At 51.7% G+C, this 19125-nt stretch carries 15 protein-coding genes; 11 read left to right on the forward strand and 4 right to left on the reverse strand.

Translation table 11 applies throughout. The features are described 5' to 3' along the window. Positions 1-69 precede the first annotated feature (69 nt). The gene (locus ORD20_RS13055; protein WP_103375160.1) at positions 70-543 is read left to right on the forward strand and encodes a glutathione peroxidase; all 474 of its coding nucleotides are present in this window, start codon (positions 70-72) and stop codon (positions 541-543) included. A gap of 45 nt (positions 544-588) precedes the next feature. On the opposite strand, the gene ORD20_RS13060 is transcribed toward ORD20_RS13055, so the two are convergent. Then, entirely contained in the window at positions 589-1656 is a 1068-nt protein-coding gene (locus ORD20_RS13060) for an AI-2E family transporter (protein WP_103375161.1), read from the reverse strand. A gap of 219 nt (positions 1657-1875) precedes the next feature. Between ORD20_RS13060 and ORD20_RS13065 the strand changes: the two genes are divergently transcribed. After that, positions 1876-2622, forward strand: a complete 747-nt coding sequence (locus ORD20_RS13065) for a M48 family metallopeptidase (RefSeq protein ID WP_103375162.1) — start codon at positions 1876-1878, stop codon at positions 2620-2622. A gap of 78 nt (positions 2623-2700) precedes the next feature. Here the strand turns inward: ORD20_RS13065 and ORD20_RS13070 are convergent, their stop codons facing one another. Next, on the reverse strand, positions 2701-3984 hold the full coding sequence (locus ORD20_RS13070; RefSeq protein ID WP_158246229.1) for an MFS transporter: 1284 nt from the start codon (positions 3982-3984) through the stop codon (positions 2701-2703). A gap of 249 nt (positions 3985-4233) precedes the next feature. On the opposite strand from ORD20_RS13070, the gene ORD20_RS13075 reads away from it, so the two are divergent. From ORD20_RS13075 to aceB, 9 genes are all read left to right on the forward strand, one after another. Further along, positions 4234-5160 (forward strand): LysR substrate-binding domain-containing protein, encoded by a 927-nt coding sequence (locus ORD20_RS13075; protein WP_207654643.1) that lies wholly within the window; start codon positions 4234-4236, stop codon positions 5158-5160. A 152-nt stretch (positions 5161-5312) separates the two neighbouring features. Continuing rightward, complete coding sequence (gene gcl / locus ORD20_RS13080) at positions 5313-7055, forward strand: glyoxylate carboligase (protein WP_103375166.1); 1743 nt, start codon at positions 5313-5315, stop codon at positions 7053-7055. Positions 7056-7074: 19 nt separating this feature from the next. Continuing rightward, the gene (gene hyi / locus ORD20_RS13085) at positions 7075-7854 is read left to right on the forward strand and encodes a hydroxypyruvate isomerase (RefSeq protein WP_103375167.1); all 780 of its coding nucleotides are present in this window, start codon (positions 7075-7077) and stop codon (positions 7852-7854) included. 36 nt (positions 7855-7890) lie between these two features. After that, positions 7891-8799 (forward strand): 2-hydroxy-3-oxopropionate reductase, encoded by a 909-nt coding sequence (locus ORD20_RS13090; protein WP_103375168.1) that lies wholly within the window; start codon positions 7891-7893, stop codon positions 8797-8799. Between the two features lie 49 nt (positions 8800-8848). Further along, positions 8849-10123 (forward strand): FAD-binding oxidoreductase, encoded by a 1275-nt coding sequence (locus ORD20_RS13095; protein ID WP_103375169.1) that lies wholly within the window; start codon positions 8849-8851, stop codon positions 10121-10123. A gap of 2 nt (positions 10124-10125) precedes the next feature. Beyond that, the gene (locus tag ORD20_RS13100; RefSeq protein ID WP_103375170.1) at positions 10126-11475 is read left to right on the forward strand and encodes a (Fe-S)-binding protein; all 1350 of its coding nucleotides are present in this window, start codon (positions 10126-10128) and stop codon (positions 11473-11475) included. A gap of 36 nt (positions 11476-11511) precedes the next feature. Beyond that, positions 11512-12975: an FAD-linked oxidase C-terminal domain-containing protein gene (locus tag ORD20_RS13105; protein ID WP_103375171.1), complete on the forward strand. Its 1464-nt coding sequence runs from the start codon at positions 11512-11514 to the stop codon at positions 12973-12975. Next, positions 12975-14138 (forward strand): glycerate kinase, encoded by a 1164-nt coding sequence (locus tag ORD20_RS13110; protein ID WP_103375172.1) that lies wholly within the window; start codon positions 12975-12977, stop codon positions 14136-14138. The genes ORD20_RS13105 and ORD20_RS13110 overlap by 1 nt, the downstream gene beginning before the upstream one ends. 39 nt (positions 14139-14177) lie before the next feature. Continuing rightward, positions 14178-15761 carry a malate synthase A gene (gene aceB, locus ORD20_RS13115; protein ID WP_103375173.1) on the forward strand — a complete coding sequence of 528 codons (1584 nt, stop codon included), beginning with the start codon at positions 14178-14180 and terminating at the stop codon, positions 15759-15761. A 67-nt stretch (positions 15762-15828) separates the two neighbouring features. Here aceB and ORD20_RS13120 read toward each other — a convergent pair whose 3' ends face one another. Further along, positions 15829-17643: an ABC transporter ATP-binding protein gene (locus ORD20_RS13120; protein ID WP_430626250.1), complete on the reverse strand. Its 1815-nt coding sequence runs from the start codon at positions 17641-17643 to the stop codon at positions 15829-15831. Beyond that, entirely contained in the window at positions 17612-19063 is a 1452-nt protein-coding gene (locus ORD20_RS13125; RefSeq protein WP_430626251.1) for an ABC transporter ATP-binding protein, read from the reverse strand. The genes ORD20_RS13120 and ORD20_RS13125 overlap by 32 nt, the downstream gene beginning before the upstream one ends. Positions 19064-19125 lie beyond the last annotated feature (62 nt).

The following is a 19125-nucleotide window of genomic DNA, read 5'->3' on the forward strand; positions in this document are numbered from 1 at the left end:
ACAACGAGAAAGCGCCCGCGGAGTAACCTGCAATGGCATATACTTAATATTTAATGAAGGAGGATGATGATGTCCATCTACGATTTTACCGTCGAAGATTCTAAGCTCCAACCGAAGCGTCTCAAGGATTATCGCAATCATGTTGTACTGATTGTCAATACCGCCAGTCAGTGTGGTTTTACTCCCCAGTACGCAGGCTTAGAAGCCCTTTATGACGCCTTTCATGATCAAGGTTTGGAAATTTTGGCATTTCCTTGCAATCAATTTGGTCAACAAGAACCGGGGAGCAATGCTGAAATCCAAGCCTTTTGTCAAACGCAATATCACGTTACGTTTCCCGTGATGGCGAAAATTGATGTCAATGGAACTACGGCACATCCGTTATATCAATATTTGACCGCATTGGAGCCGGCAGGACCTATTGCCTGGAATTTCACCAAGTTTTTGTTTGACCGACAAGGCCATTTGATCCAGCGCTACGAACCCGCCGTAGAACCCGAAGACCTGAGGGCTGTTATACAACACGCTTTGGACTCCTTGTAAGGAGGGTGACTAGGCGAGGGACCAAGGGCGCGCTGGTGATGATGCTTAGGGCTCTTCAACATAAACGCTCCAAGCTTTGGCTCCAGCGCGCAAGGCGGCAACCACGATTCCGGCGGTCGGAACAGCAAATAACGCGCCCCAAATGCCAAGCCAATTGGCACCAATTAACAGAGCTGTGACCGATAATACGGGATGCAATCCCACATTGTCGCGCATGATGCGGGGCCCGAGAACGTCGGATTCCAGGAGATGAATGCCCAGTAAAAGAATGAGCACTTCGGGAACCCGAGTAGCAGGATGTTCCAACAAGGCAAAAATAAGAGGCAGTAAAGCGCCAATAATGGGGCCCAATAGGGGGATTAATTCCCCTAGCGAGGCAATAAAGGCGATTAAAATGGCGTCAGGCAGGCCAATTAGGGCACTGCCAACGCCAAATGCTAGACCAATTAGAAGCGACAATAATAATTGACCGCGCACATAACCTCCCATGACCCGGACAACGGTGTGTTCCACGGCGGCAAATGCTGGGCGAGATTTTTTCGGGACCAAGTGTTGGAGCGTTTCGCCCATGCGGGGCGCATCTAAGAGAAGATATATCGTGATGAAAATAATTAACACGGTGTCGACGAAGCCGCGAAAAATACTGCGCACGATAGTAAAGGTATCGTGCAAGGCGGCTGTGGAGGTCGCCGTGGCGTGTTGCAACGCAGTATGTTCGATTTGACGCATATTTAAGGGGATGCCTGCTGTGTTCAGTGCATTGACAATGATAGGGACCAATCGCTTTAAATCAGCCGGCAATTGTCTGGCCAGATGTTGTGTTTGAATTACGATAATGCTGGATAAGCCGCTTAAACCGCCAAAGATGACTAATAGGGCTCCCGCCATGACGATGAGCACGGCCCAACTTCTCTTATAGCGCTGGGCAATAGCGGTCACAAGGGGATTCAATGTAATAAAGAGGGTTCCTGCTAATAGCAAGACGATGACTACTTCATGGAGTCGACTGAGAATGCGTTCGGCGGCAAAGAGAATGATTCCTGCCATAATAATGACCATGAGCGTATCGCGAATGGTGGTCAAGCGAGATGTTGAGTGATGAGACGTGTTCACAGGCAGAACCTCCGGTGTTGAATTCGGGATCAGTCAGGGTGCTCCTTAGTATTCTGCCATACTCGAGGCGATTTAAAGGGTTGACATATTCTCTGTATCCGAATAGCTGGGGAATGTTTACAGAGAATCTCCGGGTTTAACCTGCTATACTGGGCGTAAAAATTCCGCAGGAGTTTCCCTTTTTCGGGATTTTATTCAAAAATCAGGAGAGGATATCACATGGTTCGCCCTTATATTACCGAAGATTCACACGGAAATTTTACAGTTACAGTGCGGGGCCTATCGGTTGTATGCACCACCGAAAAGCGGCCAAAGCGCCGGTCTGCGGCGATTCAGGTCTTGGCCGATGGACAGGTTAAAGTCTTAACACCGCCGGGATTTACGACGGAACAGATCCGCGCTCTCCTTTATGACAAAGCAGAATGGATTTATAAACACTATCGGCAACCTCGCAGTGAGCCGACGCTGGCGTTTGTTACGGGCGAGACCTTTACGTTACTCGGGAGACCATTAACCTTACGTATTAAACAGATCCCAGAGTTGGAGAGTGAACGGGTTGAGCTGTTGAATGAAACGCATCTGACGGTCTTTGTGAGACCCAATGCCGTCCAGCCAGACAGGGTACGCGACTTATTAATCCAGTGGTATAAGGACCAGGCGCAACAGCTGATTCCTGAACGACTCACCCGGTGGGCCCGCTATATGGGGGTAAGGCCCTCGTCGTTGAAGATTCATGCCTATAAGAGTCGGTGGGGTTATTGCCGCGGAGATGGCCAAATTGCAATTAATTGGCAGGTTATTCAGGCTCCAGCTGATGCGGTGGATTATGTTCTCGTGCACGAACTGTCGCATTTGAAATACCCGCATCATCGCAAGGAATTTTGGGATATGGTGGCGTTATCGTTTCCAGATTACCCTATCCACAAAGAGTGGCTCCGATATCATGGGCCTGCCTTGCAGTGGTAGCGGTGTGAAATGGTTAGGCCCTGGGGTCCAGAGCATTCTTTCCGGAGCCCAGGGCTTTTCCTACGATTGATATGGCTATTAGCCGTTAATGGAGTGAGAACGAGGCGTTACGACCTGCTCTTCGGAGGGCAGAGGCATACGACCAGCAATCACGTTGAGCACCACGCCGATGGCGGATAGGACGGTCATGATGATAAACACCCCATTCCAACCTACGGTAGGAACTAGAGCCGAAGATACTAAGGGGCCTATGGCGCTCGTGGAATTAGAAATGAGTCCCATACCAAAAGCTCCGGCACCAATCAAAGCCAACGGGAAAATTGTGCCGGGGGTGGCCCAGTAGTTGGGGGGCAACATCATCATAAAAGCATTGACGATGACGGCAAACATTAAGAGTCCAAAAGATGCATGACCAAGCATCAGCACCAGCAAAGCCCCTAATCCCATAAGAATGTTGGCTGCTGTCATGACTTTGAGACGGGCACGGAAAACACCGGAATGCGTGGCGTGCTTGGCGGACATGGCATCTCCCAAAAAGGCGCCCACAAAAGCCGCGACGAATCCGGCAATTCCCCAAACAAACATGAGGGTTCCGACTTGATTGGTATGATAGCCTAAATGGTAGGCATATGAGGGTAAGAAGCCGCCCACGCTAAACAAGGTCCATGTCAAAGGTATTTGCACAAAGCCCATCATCCATGTAATGCCCAGTTTCCATGCGCTTTGGTGTTTTGTGGATTGTTGTTTTTCTTTGAGCAGCATCTCCTGCAAGGACTGGGCGTTGCGGGCAAAGAGAAAATAAATGACCGCGCCGACTATCATAATCAGTCCCGTAATATAGTACATCTCGCGCCAGCCTAAGGATTCTAGACGACTAGACAAAAGACCGCCGACAGCGCCCCCCAAGGTAATGGCTCCTAATGTAAAAGCGAGCGAGCGTCCTCGTTCACTAGGCCGGAACCATCCGGATAGCTGCAATGAGAATAAGGCGAGCATCATAATCATCAACCCTTGCGCGAACCGCAAGACTGTTAATAGCCACAAACTGGTGGTAATGGGCAACAGAAATTGTGGCACAATGAGAAGAATTTGCGCGACCAGCACGCCTGTTTTCACTCGGGTATCAAATATTCCGCCATGTCCCAAAAAGAATGCGAGAAACAGTCCAATCGAGAAACTATCGACCCCGTAGGTGTTCACCGTGGCCGGATTGAGGTGAAGCGATTGAGCGATAGCGGGGGAGGCCACACCAAACGAAGTCAGAGCCACAAAACTTGTGGTCATCAATATGCCGGCAATAATGGCCATAACCCATCGATAGGAAGACTGCTGTTCTGTAGTCAATTGTGGCTTTGCGGCCATTAGAGGTCCCTCCCAAGAGTACATTCTGAGTAAGAAAAAAGACGGTTATTTTGCAGTGGAGAGTGAGTGTGTTGATGCACGGACAGTGTAGAGGGAAATTTAGTAGAAAATCAAGACAAATGGAACAAAATCCGTTGGTTAGGGAGATGGCGGAAAAGATCTCGAGTCGTTTGGGTTTCAGAGCAGGCGTATCCGAAACCGTCTAGGCGGTGGTAGGAGTTTGTCGACAACATTCTTGGAGGGATGGCATTGGAGCTACGACAATTGACCTATTTCGTAGCGGTTGCGGAAGAATTGCATTTCGAACGCGCTGCGCGCCGATTAAGTATGACCCAGCCACCTTTAAGTCAGTCCATAAAACAATTGGAAGAAGAATTGGGCGTGGAACTCTTTGAGCGCAGCCATCGGCGCATTCGCTTAACTCGGGCTGGGGAAGCGTTTTTGGAAGAATCGCGGCGTGTGCTGCAAGCGGCCAATCACGCAGTTGAACGTGCTAGGCGTGTCGACCGCGGCGAATGGGGACGATTGACGGTAGGGTTTGTTGGATCTGCGACTTATGATCTTTTGCCGCGCGTCATTCGCATATTTCGTCAGGAATATCCTGATGTGACGGTCGAAACCCTAGAACTCTCGACTCCAATGCAAATCGAGGCGTTGCGTCATAAGCGCATTGACTTAGGGGTGCTAAGACCCCCAGTTGATGATCCGGCGGTTGAAACGGAAACGGTTTATTCAACTGCCTCTGTGCTCGCGATGCCGAAAGCGCAAGATATGAAGATATCGGGGCCTTTGCATTGGAAAGATTTACGGGCTATGCCATTTGTCCTGCTGTCTCCTAAAACGTGGGAGTGGTATTATTACCAAATTTTAGCCTATGCAAGGGAGGCGGGATTTGAACCCAACATTCTGCAAGAGGCCATGGAATTTCAGACGGTGATTGGGTTAGTGGCCGCAGGTATGGGGGTGGCTGTCGTGCCCAAGTCAGCGCAAAACCTGCACACGGAGGATGTGGTTTATAAAACGTTAATTGGGGGACACCCGCAAGCGGATATGGCGGTCGGATGGCGGCGCGGAGACCAATCTTCCGCGCTTACGGCATTTGTCGAGGTGGCGCGCCGCATTGGTCAAGACTTATTTGCGTGTCAGCAGCCTATTGACGCCGAAACATTCGGATAACCTTGGTGAATGAAATAAAATGCGAATTAGACACCTGTGCATTCTTGGCATAGTCTGACTTATATCATTTTTTCCGTTTCTTGAGGAATTTTTTATGTTCCCACCGGAACTGAGTTCTACATCGTAGAACGGAAAGAAGAAGGAGGATGTTTATGCCAAGAATGACCACAATGGAGGCGGCGGTAGCCGTCATGGCGCAAGAAGGGGTGGACGTTGTTTTCGGTATTCCTGGGGCGGCCATCTTGCCCTTATACAAAGCCTTGTCCCAAAATCCTGCAATTAAGTCGATTACTGTTCGGCACGAAGAGGGTGCTACCCATTCGGCAGACGGTTGGGCTCGGGCGACAGGTAATGTGGGGGTCGCCATTGGAACATCGGGACCTGCCGGGACAAACATGGTGACCGGTCTTTACACAGCATGGGCTGATTCGATCCCGATGATTACCATTACGGGGCAGGCTCCTCGGGCGCAATTGCACCGGGAAGGATTTCAGGCGGTGGATATTTGTTCGATTGTGAAGCCGGTGGTTAAGAGGAGTTTTTTGGTCATGGAACCGGCTCAAGTGCCGTGGGTGTTTCGCGAGGCCTTTCGCATTGCTCGCGAAGGGCGTCCGGGGCCCGTGCATATTGACTTGCCTCTTGATGTTCAACAGGCCATGATTGATTACAATCCAGAAACGGACCACCGTTTGCCGGTCTTTCCTATGCCTCCGTATCGCCCTGCCATAGAAAAGGCACTCGATATGTTGTTGCAGGCGAAGCGGCCCATTATATTGGCGGGCGGGGGCATCATTAACGCGAACGCTTCGGATGTGTTGAGGGAGCTCGCGGAGTACTTGCAAGTTCCTGTGTCGCCGACGCTGATGGGATGGGGTACGATACCGGCTGATCACCCCTTATATGTGGGCACGGTGGGGATTCAAACCCAAACTCGCGCCGCTAACCAGATTTTCTTAGAATCGGATTTTGTTCTTGCGGTGGGAGCTCGTTTTGCGGAGCGTCACACCGGCAATTTAGAGGTGTATACCAAGGGTAGGAAATTTGTGCACATTGATGTGGAAGCAACGCAAATTGGCCGTATTTTTCAACCGGACCTTGGCATTGTTGCCGATGCACGCCTCGCCCTGGAAGCGCTTTTGGAAACAGCAAAGTCTCGGGTAGCTCGGCAACAACCACGAGAATGGGTAGAACGTGTCGGGCTCTTAAAAGAATCCAAGGACCGGCGCATGGATATGGACACGGTGCCCATTAAGCCGGCGCGGGTTTTTAAGGCGCTGAATACGGTGTTTGGCACCGACGCGATCTTTACGACGGCGATCGGATTGTATCAAATTTGGTCGGGGCAATTTCAACATGTGTATAAACCGCGCCATTACCTGGTGTGTGGCCAAGCGGGTCCATTGGGGTGGGAAATACCTGCGGCCATCGGGGTGAAATGCGCTCGCCCTGAAGAAGAAGTGGTTGCCGTGGTAGGGGATTATTCTTTTGAATTCCTCATGGAAGAAATCGCTGTAGCCGTGCAATACCATATCCCCATGGTGATTGTCATGCTAAACAACGGATATCTTGGCCTGATTCGCCAACCGTCGAAGTATCAGTATGACATGAATTTTGGCGTGGATATCAGTTACGGGATGAATGAGGACCGGGGCATGGACAATGTGTTGGCGGTGGAAGCCATGGGAGGCTTAGGCAAGAAAGTGATGAATCCGCAAGATCTTGAATCGGCCATGCGGTGGGCTCAAGAGGCATCTCAGACGCACCAGTTGCCCGTGTTGGTGGAAGTCTTTATCGAACGGGAAGCTGATGCGGCCATGGGCCCGAGTCTCGATCAGATTCGTGAGTTTGACGAGGTGATCGATCGCGACATTGCGCTGGCTTCAGAACGCCAATAATGAAAGGCAGGACAATGTGATGATACGCTATGCTGCTAATTTATCGTTGTTGTACCCTGATCGACCGTTTTTAGAGCGTTTTGACGCCGCTAAAGCATCGGGTTTTTCGGCGGTAGAATTTATGTTCCCTTATGCTGCGGGTCTTGATGCGGTACAAAATGCATTGGCCCGCAATCAGCTGAAACTTGTCTTATTCAATTTGCCGGCAGGACACTGGGAAGATGGCGAAAGAGGGATTGCCATCTTCCCTGATAGACAAGAGGAATTTCGCGCGGGCGTTGCCGAAGCCATTCGCTATGCCAAAGCTCTGCAGTGTGTGCGCATCAATTGTCTTGCAGGTGTTCGGCCTTACGAGTTGTCGGAGGACGAAGCTTGGACAACGTTAGTGGCCAATGTGCGGTTTGCAGCCGACCAGCTCGCTGAGCACAATATTCGTCTGCTTGTTGAAGCGGTTAATTCGTTGGACATTCCTGGATTCTTTTTGAACACCCCTGCGCGCGTTGAGCAGCTGTTGGACACGGTTCAGCACCCTAATGTCTTTCTTCAATACGACATCTATCATGCTCAGCGCATGCAAGGGGAATTGATTGGGACCTTTAGACGATTGGCAGCGCATATCGGCCATGTGCAGATTGCTGACAACCCGGGACGTCATGAACCTGGGACTGGCGAGATTCATTATGACCATGTCCTGAACGCGTTAGATGATGCGGGATATGGTGGCTATGTAGGGTTGGAATATATCCCGGCAGGCGATACCGATGAGGGCTTAAGGTGGCTCCCCCGCGAAAAAAGGTAATTCACTCCCCAAATATTGACGAAAGGAATGAGAATCATGAAAAATGAGAAAGGCACTCTACCCCGAATAGGATTTATCGGTTTAGGAGTAATGGGGGAACCGATGGCCGCCAATCTTCTAGAGGCGGGGTATTCCCTCACGGTGTTTAACCGCAGCGTGAAGGCGGCGGCGCGTTTGGAAGAGCTCGGAGCCCATGTGGTGAATACTGTGGCAAAAGTGGCCGAATCCAGTGATGTGGTTGTAACGATGTTACCGGATACTCCCGATGTTGAAGCCGTGTACTTTACAGACGATGGGCTCTTGGCTTCATCGCGTCCGGGGATGTTGCTGATTGACACGACCACAGCTAGCCCTTCCATTGCGCGACGAATCGCCCAGACTGCTCGAGAACGCGGAATTGAAACGCTCGATGCCCCCGTATCGGGGGGTGACGTAGGCGCTAAAGCGGGGACCTTATCCATTATGGTAGGCGGCGAGGAGGCGGTCTTTGTACGAGCCCTACCGATTTTCGAGGCTATGGGTCGGAATATTGTCTATATGGGCCCGGCCGGCGCGGGTCAGGTCACGAAAGCCTGCAATCAAATTGTGGTCGCGCTGACTATCGAAGCAGTGGGTGAGGCTTTTGCGCTGGCCGAGAAATCTGGCGTGGAATTAGATCGGGTGCGGGACGCGCTTTTAGGTGGATTTGCCCAAAGTCGAATTCTGGACCTGCATGGCCAACGCGCCTTGGAACAACGATATAATCCGGGCTTTCGCTTGAAATTGCATCATAAGGATTTAGGGATTGCGTTATCGTCTGCCGCTGAATTAGGAGTTTCTCTCCCGCATACGGCAGGAACCAGAGAAATGATGAATGTATTGCTTGCCCACGGTCATGACAACGAGGATCATTCGTATTTAATTCAGTATCTAAGGAATTTGGCACAGGCGGATTCGGTGATTTAACCACAACGCGCCCAGGTGTGCACAAGGGGAAGCGAGGAGACACAGGAGTATGCAAGATGTAGCCGCGTTGTTAGCAGAGATCGTCGAACCATCGGCCGTGGACCCGTCTCCAGACGCAGAGGTCTATGGTGTCCACCCGCATAATGAGGAGCAAATTGCTGAGATTTGTCGTTTGGCGTCACAGCATCGCTGGCGCGTCGTACCACGAGGCCGCCCGTTAGAACGGAAGGCTCAAGATCCTACTATAGCAATCTATACTGATCGCATGGTTGGAATGAGTGAGTATTCGCCAGGGGATATGATTGTCAGTGTCCGCAGCGGGACCTTGTTTGAGTCTTTGCAGAATGCGCTGCGAACACATCAACAGATGTTAGCACTGGACGCGGTTTGTGATGCACGCGCGACCGTGGGAGGGTTGGTATCTTGCGCAGCCTATGGGCCGTCTCGTGTTGGCTATGGGACTTTGCGAGATCTGGTGACGGGTCTTCGTGTGGTGCGGGCTGACGGATCCGTCATTCAGGTGGGGAGCAAGGTCGTGAAGAATGTGGCAGGCTATGATTTGCCCAAGCTATTCATTGGATCTCATGGCAGTTTGGGTGTGATTACAGAATGTACCTTCAAGTTGCACCCGCTACCTCGCCACCGCGCATTGTTTGCGGTAACCGGTCCTGCCGCTGAGGTCGGTTCTGTCTATCAGATAATTATGCGGAATGCGTTAACCGTGTCGATGTTAGAAATGGTAAGCGCCACGCAAGCTCCTAACACTATATCATCGCATGCGCCAAACGCCTGGACCCTTTTGGTGGGGAGTGATGAACCGGCTACGGCAGCGCAGGCCTTGCAAAAGCAAATTCGTGAGATAACGAAGAGTGCTAACGTGTCTTTAGAAATCCTTGAAAATGATGACGTAACGAAATATTGGGAGCATTATCGTGCGGCGCTTATCTCTGCTGAGACGACTGTGCGAGTACAGATGGCGCCGACACAGATGGTAGAATTTGCCGATGCCTTGCAGCACACGCTCTTGACGCAGGAGATTGAGGCATCGTGGTCATTCACCCTCAGTGATGGGGTCGGAAAAATTTATGGATATGGTGACACCGAAGACCATGCGAAAACGTTGGTGAGAACAGTTGTGACCCATTGTCAGTCGTCAGGCGTGTCGTTTGTGATTGAACGGATGCCTGCCGACGTGATGTGGACAGAGCCTATGATGGAAAGCCGACGACTCCATGCTGGTGAATGGCGACTAATGCAGCAAATAAAGGCAACTTATGATCCATACGGCATTTTGAATCCAGGAGTTTTTGCTAGGGGGATGTGACCATGGTCAAGTCTGAAGCGCTGACAGATCGCAGTAGTGAGCAGACGATAAAAATGTTTGCCGGCCCAGACCCCGATGAATATTCCAAATGTGTACACTGTGGATTTTGTCTCGAGGTCTGTCCGACGTATCAGCAATTATCCGATGAAAATCATTCGCCTCGTGGCCGTGTGTTTCTTATAAAGCAAGTGGCCGAAGGCACATTGCCGTTGGAAGCTGCTGAAGATCCGGTATTTACCTGTTTAGATTGTCGAGCTTGTGAAACCGTGTGTCCGTCTGGGGTTCCCGTTGGCCATTTAATCGAAATGTCACGCGGACAAATCCATGCGGCCCGAACGCAAGCGCAAAAGCAATCTCGGCGGGAGCGGTGGATGCTACGAGGCCTCTTTAGTCATCCTAAGCGCTTGCGTCTTGCCGGCAATATCTTGCGCTTTTATCAAGTCTCGGGTTTACGGCAGCTTGCGCGATCGGTAGGGGCCTTAAAACTGTTGCCATCCCATTTGCAAGAAATTGAAGCAGGGCTGCCTACAGTGCCACCCAAGCCAAAGGAGCGGTCGCTCCCCTTGCCGGTTCCCCATCCGGCTTCTTCGTCTGGCCGACAGCCAGTGCGTGCGGCTTTACTAACGGGGTGCGTGATGGATGTCCTGTTCGCAGATGTAAATGATGCAACAGCACGGGTAATCGCTCGTAATCACATGACGGTAGTGGTGCCCGAAGGGCAGGTATGTTGTGGGGCGCTGCATGTGCATGCAGGGGATCGCGAGGAAGCGCAGGCCCTGGCCCGGCGCAACATTGATGCGTTTTTAGGCGCAGGAAGCGACTTTGTTGTGACGAACTCTGCTGGCTGTGGTGCGGCTATGAAAGAATATGGGGACCTCCTCCGTGATGATCCGGCGTATCGGGAGAAAGCCAAGACGTTTAGTGCAATGGTTCGAGATATTTCCGAACTCTTAATCGAACAAGGATTTGATCCCCCAATCGGATCACTCGACCAGCAAGTCACGTATCATGATGCCTGTCATTTGTGTCATGCGCAGGGTATTCGTGAGCAACCCCGGCAATTGATTGGTGCGATCGCAGGTGTCGAATTAGTTGAAATGCCCGACTCTGATAGGTGCTGTGGTAGCGCCGGCGTGTATAACCTCACCCATCCTGATATGGCTCGTCAACTCTTGGAGAGAAAAATCACGGATATCCCAGCGCAAGCCGAAGCTGTGGTGATGGGCAATCCGGGCTGCATGATTCAGATTCGCGCGGGATTGGCAGCGCGCGAACGCTCCACACCGGTGTGGCATACGGTGCAGCTCTTAGATATGGCGTATCAAGCGGAGGACCAAAGTTCAAAGCGATAAAGACTAGTTTGTGGGGAAGAAAGGACGGTGTATCCGATGTTGCCTGAGCCTGTGATACACGAACTCGAGGACATCGTAGGACGGAACAACCTTATTGTGGATGAGCACCGAATCGTCGCCTACGATTGTGATGCATATGTTGCAGAAAAGTATATGCCAAGTGCCGTCGTGTTTCCGGAAACGACGGAACAGGTTGTGGCTATCGTGCGCTGTCTGGGCCGAGAAGGTATTCCTTTTCTTCCTCGTGGCGCAGGAACAGGCCTTAGCGGTGGGGCTACGCCACTGAACCATGAAGTGGTAATTAGCTTAGCTAAGATGGATAAGCTATTGGACCTTGATTTTGAAAATCGGCGTGCGACGGTGCAACCCGGTTTTGTCAATTTACGGTTGACCAAAGAGATGGCCAATGACGGGTTTTATTATGCACCGGATCCGTCAAGCCAGTCGGTGTGTACCATTGGGGGGAATTTTGCGGAAAATTCTGGGGGCTCGCACTGCTTAAAATATGGGGTGACCACTAATCATGTGGTAGCGGCGGAAGTGGTACTGCCTTCAGGAGAGGTCATCACGGTGGGTGAGCCTTATGGGGATTCGATTGGCTATGACCTGCTGGGAGTGCTCGTGGGTTCCGAAGGCACCTTGGGAATTACTACAGCCATTACAGTGAAAATTCTTCCCAAAGCACAAGCGGTCAAAACGTTTTTAGCATATTTTGATCGCGTTGACGACGCATCGCAGACCGTATCGGATATCATTGCGCAGGGGATAGTGCCGGCGGCGTGTGAGATGATGGACCAGTTGATGATTCATGCGGTGGATAAAAGTGTCTATCACGTGGGTTATCCTGATGATATTGAAGCAGTGTTGCTCGTCGAGATCGATGGGATGCTTGAGAGTGTGGAAGACAATGCGCAGCGAGTATTAGATGTGTGCAATCAAAACCGCGTCAGAACGGTCCGCGTGGCCCAAAATGACCGTGAACGGGCACTATGGTGGAACAGCCGGAAAATGGCGTTTCCTGCCATTGGCCGCATTTCCCCAGATTATTTAGTGCAAGACGGCGTGATTCCACGCACCAAATTATCAGCGGTTTTGCAGCGTATAAGCGCTTTAAGTGCGGAATATGGGCTGCGGGTAGCCAACGTGTTTCATGCGGGAGACGGAAATTTGCACCCGCTCATTTGCTATGATGCCCGGATCGAGGGTCAATTGCAGCAAGCACTGGCCCTAGGCCAGCGTATCTTAGAAGTGTGTGTGGATATGGGGGGAAGCATTACCGGCGAGCATGGAGTCGGGATTGAGAAAATCGGCCACATGGCTTACATGTTTTCAGAACACGATCTCAAAGCGCAACAGGACTTGCGTGACGTGTTTAATCCGCAAGGGTTGTGCAATTCCGGCAAACTCGTGCCAAGACCTGGGGCTTGTGTTGAGGATAGAAGTATGCATCACGTCGTGCCCCCTATTTTGGTGGCCGTCGGCCCAGATGGCGGGTCCTAATGAAGGTTGTGGTGGCACCGGACTCATTCAAAGGAACATTTACCGCCCAACAAGCGGCGATGGCGATGGCGGAAGGCATTGCACAAGCAAGGCCTGGGACTGACATCGCTTTGAAACCGATGGCCGATGGTGGGGAAGGAAGCTTGGACGTCGTGCTCAGCGGCACGGCTGCACAGCGGGTGTCGATGGCGACGGTCGATTCTTATGGACGGGAGATTACTGCGGAATACGGTTGGGATAACGGCACGGCCTGGATCGAACTCGCACAAGCATCTGGCTTGCATTTTTTACCCGAGTTTCTTCATCACCCGGAGCAGAGAAATCAGTGGGCGATGCGTGCCTCGACATGGGGGACGGGGCAGCAATGGCGTCATGCATTGGCACGTGGTGCACATACCATCTTTTTTATGATTGGGGGCAGCGGCACCACGGATGGGGGCTTTGGATTGCTTTCAGCTTTAGGCGCGCTGTATCGATTTCAAAAGGAGGTGGTGCCAGGGACGGATGCGCGCCAATTAGCGTTGCCTGTACAAATTGAAGAGGTTGAGACGGTCCGTCAATTGCTTGCTCCTATAAAAATCGTAGTGGCCACCGACGTGACCAACCCCTTATGGGGGCCTCGTGGTGCGGCGGCGGTGTATGGACCTCAAAAGGGTCTTAGTCCTGCAGGCGTCCGGCAGCGTGATGAGGAATTGCGGCGGTTTGGGGAGGCGTTAGTGCATGCGGCCAAAACAGCCGACGCCTCGGTGATGGAAGAGGAAGGAATGGGGGCTGCCGGAGGTGCAGCCTTTCCGCTTAGGGTGTTGGGACGCGAGGTGCGCATGGCACGCGGAGCCGACTTAATGGTGACGGCCACTGGACTGGCAGAAGAGATTGCACAGGCGGATATCGTTTTTACGGGAGAAGGAGCTACCGATGCTCAGACGTTGTCGGGCAAGGTGCCTATGGCGGTGCTGAACTTGTGTCGTCAATATCAGAAGCCTTGCATTGTGGTGTCTGGCCATTTAGGGGAAGGCGCGGAACAACTTAAGACCTTAGGGAATGTGTGGCTAGAGCAGGCCACGCCGCGTGGTGCCACAGCGCAGGACATTCAACAGCACGGATATCAGTGGATAGCGGAGGCGGCGGCGCGGGCTCTACTATTAGCAACGTCGGGAGCATGATGAGCAAGGGGATTGCAAAATGAGGAGGCAACAGCCATTATGCGTGACACAACGAGCGTGACCATTACCGGGACGATGGGAACCGATTACGAGACAGTATTAACGGACGAGGCATGCTATTTTCTTGGCGCCTTGCACGAAAAATTCGAAGACGAGCGGCAAGCGCTATTAGCAGAGCGTCAAGTGATTCAGCACCAAATTGATCAAGGTCTGTGGGCTCCGGCTCCAAGTCCAGACCGAGGAAATTGGACGGTCGGCGCGATACCGGCGGATTTGATGGACCGGCGGGTTGAGATCACAGGACCGGTAGACCGTAAGATGGTCATCAATGCCCTCAATTCCGGGGCCAAGGTGTTTATGGCCGATTTTGAAGATGCGAATGCGCCAACATGGGCGAATATTATTGAAGGACAAATCAATCTCACCCGAGCCATTGAGCGACGCATAGATTATACCGCTGAAAACGGGAAGGCCTATCGTTTGGGCGACAAAGTGGCGACCTTAGTCGTGCGACCGCGCGGATGGCATTTGCTGGAGAAGCATCTAGAGGTGGAAGGCGTCCCTATGTCGGCCAGTCTGGTAGACTTTGGCCTGTATGTTTTTCACAATGCCCAGACGTTGTTGCAACAAGGAACGGGGCCCTATTTCTATTTACCCAAATTGGAGAGCGCTCGTGAAGCGCGTTTGTGGAACCAGGTCTTCGACTTCACGGAAGATCGCTTGGGATTGCAACGCGGCACCATTAAGGCGACGGTGCTCATTGAAACCATCTTAGGGGCTTTAGAAATGGAAGAGATTCTTTATGAACTGAAGGACCATGCGGTGGGTCTCAACGCCGGACGATGGGATTACATTTTCAGCATCATTAAGAAATTCCGTCATGCACCGCAGAGCGTATTACCAGACCGTGCCGCGGTGACGATGACCGTTCCCTTTATGCGGGCCTATACACAAAGGTTGGTACAAGTTTGCCACAAACACGGAGCTCATGCGATGGGGGGGATGGCCGCATTTATCCCCAGTCGTCGCGACCCCGCCATTAATCGCGAAGCGTTAGCGAAGGTCCGGGAGGATAAGACGCGCGAAGCGAACGATGGGTTTGATGGAACATGGGTTGCCCACCCGGATTTGGTGCCGGTGGCTATGGAAGCGTTTGACCGGGTGTTAGGAACCGCGCCGAATCAAAAACACGTAATGCCCCAAGAGAGGGTGTCCCAAGAGGCGTTGCTCACCTTCACAGTGCCTGGGGGCCGCATTACCGAAGCGGGCATCCGTAACAACATTAGTGTGGCCATTCAATACATTGAATCGTGGTTAAAAGGGCAAGGCGCGGTGGCCATTTTTCATTTGATGGAAGATGCTGCCACGGCTGAAATTGCTCGGGCTCAGATTTGGCAATGGATTCATCAACACGCTGTGTTGGACGATGGCCGTACGGTGACGCGCGAACTGGTACAAATGCTAGAGGAAGATGAAATCGCCAAACTCCGCCAAGAACGTGGGGAATCAGCCTTTAACGCAGGCAAATTTTCCGAAGCCATCGCACTGTTTGAAGAGGTGGCATTAGGGGAAGATTTTCCAGAGTTTTTGACTATACCAGGCTATGCCCATTTGGCGTCATGATGTGCCTTAGGCGGTGATACTAAGGTCCCGGGCGGAATGAAGTAACATCCGCTCGGGGTGTCTTTATTTAGAAGCCTTCCGCGTTTGCGGTGAGCTGGGATTTCTGCAGCATCTCGGCATAGGCACCATGATGGGCGACCAGCTGATCGTGGGTGCCCGATTCCACGATCCGTCCTTTATCGAGCACATAAATGCAATCGGCGGCACGTATAGTCGATAACCGGTGAGCAATAACGATTGTTGTGCGGTTTTTGGCGACTTCGATGAGCCCCTGTTGTACTGCGATTTCACTCATCGCGTCCAAATTGGCCGTGGCTTCGTCCAGGACCAAAATAGAAGGATTGAGGACGATGGTGCGGGCGAATGCGAGCAGTTGGCGCTGGCCAGCGGACAAATTCGATCCATGCGGGGTTAATGGGGTGCTATAGCCTTGGGGAAGTTGAGAAATGAAAGCATGAGCCCCTGTAAGACGAGCCGCGTGGACAACTTGCGCATCAGACACGTCTGATCGGAAGAGGCGAATATTGTCAGCCACGGAACCGGAATATAAATTCACTTCTTGCTGCACAACGGCTACCCAACGATGCAAGTCAGCCTGACGGACCTCCCGAATATCTACATGATCAATGGAGATGGTGCCGCTTGTGACGTCGTAGAAACGGGCTAACAGACTGATGAGCGTACTCTTACCGGCTCCGGTTTCACCACAGATGCCAATAAATTGGCCGGGGAGAATGTGACACGTGATGTCATCAAGAATCGGGCGACTGCGGTCGTAGGCAAATGAGACATGATCAAAGTCTATTCGTCCGGTAATGGCAGGCGGTGTAATCGGACGGGGCGGATCTTTTATCGCCGGAGGCGTGGCTAACACAGCGCTTATACGTTCGGCCGAGATCATAGAAGATTGTAAGGTATTCCAATTTTGGGTGAGAGAGTTAATCGGCTCAAAGAATTGTTGGATATAGGATATGAAGGCATATAAAACGCCAATTTTAATAGTATGGTGAAAAACGGCCATGCCTCCCGCCCAAGCCATAAACGCTACCGCCAAGTTGCCGAGGAGGTCAAAGCTTCGGTTAAAAAAGACATCCCAACGAAATTCATTCACATTGGCCGTCTGAAAGGGAATGTTGAGGTGGTTAAAGGCCTCGAGCTGTTTATCCTCTTGGTGAAACACCTGGATAATTCGCATGCCGGTCAAATTTTCGGCAATGAATCCAATCAGTCGGGATTGCCGGGATCGGGTGGTGTTGTAGATTTTGTGCAGGCGCGGGCGGAATATAGCGGAAATGACGACGATAATGGGAATCACCAACGCACTTAATAAGGCGAGTTTCCAATTTAATAAGAACATCGCACCCATTACCAAAACAATCGTTAATCCATCGCGGATGACACTCAGCAAGAATTGCGTAAAAAATTGACTAATGCGGGTCGTGTCACTGGCTACGTTTGTGATCAGCCGACCGGTGTCATGAGACTCGAAAAAAGCCATGGAAAGCGATTCAATGTGGCTAAATAGGTCAATGCGAATTTGCCGGACGACTTGCTGGCCTGCTGATGCGATGACACGGGTTTGCCATAAATTGGCCAACAGGCCCACTAACGTAATCCCTAAGTACGTGGCTCCAATCGCTATGAGCGGCTCTAGGCGGCCATGGGGAATAAGGAGATAGCGATCAATGGCTACCTTGACGAGATAGGGTTGAATCACTTGGGTCAGGTTATACACAATGACCAGGGCTACCACGCCGGCAAATAGCCGGGTATATGGGCGCGCGTAAACCAGCAATTCTCGGATTGTGGCACTGCTAGGACGCGAGGCAGACGTTCCTGGCTGGGGAACATTAGAGAGGCGGTGACTGGCGAGAGTGGCCACCGGATAAGGTTAATCCATGCTCGCCGACCACCGTATCGAAGCCTTCTGGCATGGTTTGCACGGTGGCTAGAATGTTGGCTGCTTGCGCCGCCTGACGTATTTGCGCCGGATCTTCTTGGGGAGTCGGAAAGGCAATATTATGGCCAATGCTGGAGGAAAAGAGAAACCCATCTTGGGGCACGTAGGCAATGGCCTCGCGTAAGTCGGCTTTGGCGACATTGCGGATATCGGTCCCTCCGATGGTTATGGCTTTTTCTGGTGGGTCTAGCTCCCGAACAAGCAAGCGTGTTAGCGTACTTTTCCCAGAACCCGTACGGCCGACAATACCAAGAATGCTGCCCTCTGGCACCGTAAGGGAGAGGTGTCGAAGAGCGGGAGTCTTGGCATCAGGATAGGTAAACGTTAAGTCATGAAAGACGATAGGACCATGTACGGGCAGATGCTGCGGCTCAGCAGGTTCGGTGATTTGAGGTTGGGCTTCGAGCAAGACTTGAATGCGCAACAAAGACGCGGACGAATTTTGAAAAATATTAATGACATTGCCAAACTGCATCAGGGGGCGTACCAGCATGCTGAGGTATACGGTAAAGGCCACAAATGCCCCCAGGGTGATATGGTGAGACAAGGTGAGGGCCCCGCCATACACGAGGGCAATGGCAAAGCTGATGCCGCTGAGCAGCGGAATGAGGGCTTGGAATGTTGTATTCAGGCGAACCAAATGCATGGAGTTATCATAGACGGAATCGGTGCGTTCCGTGAAACGCCGGACTTCCACTCCTTCATTTCCCGCAGACTTGACCAGGCGAATACTTTGCAAGCTTTCTTCGGTCATCCCGGCCATGGCTGATAGAGATTCTTGGACCACCCGCGACTGCTGCCGAATTTTTGGGCCTAGTTTGACCACGACCACCGGGATAAGTAACAGGGGAATGAGGCTAATAACGGTTAATGATAAATTGATATGGCGAATGGTCATAAACAACGTGGCCACAAACAAAAATACGGCCTGAAGCGTTTGGTTGATGCCGCCTGCCAGTGCTTGACGGATGGCCGGTACATCATTGAGGACATGGGACAATAAATCGCCCGTGGTATGTTGGTTAAAATAGTCCGCGTCGAGATCTTCCCAATGGTCAAATAACAGCCTGCGCAAATCTCCCTCAAAGATACGCGCTAACTTCCCGACTGTGAATTGGCCGAAGCCAAAAAGGATGACGTAACCGATGGAAATCACGGCAAGGTCTTGCGCGTAGCGGTCAATACCGTGGGGCGTAATACCCCGTCGAAATTGGTCAATGAAATGACCGATAATGTCAGGAATTTGTACTTGGAGAATCTTGGATACGCCTACCGCTAAAATGGCGAGAATATATTCCATCCCATGTTTGCGAAAGAACTGCCGAACCAGTCTTTGACCCACACCCGCACCTCAAATCACTACGCCCATTTTTTTGGAACGTCAAGGGAAATAAGAAAATTGGA

The organism is Sulfobacillus thermotolerans (genome assembly GCF_039623705.1).
In the GTDB taxonomy this organism is placed as follows: domain Bacteria; phylum Bacillota; class Sulfobacillia; order Sulfobacillales; family Sulfobacillaceae; genus Sulfobacillus; species Sulfobacillus thermotolerans.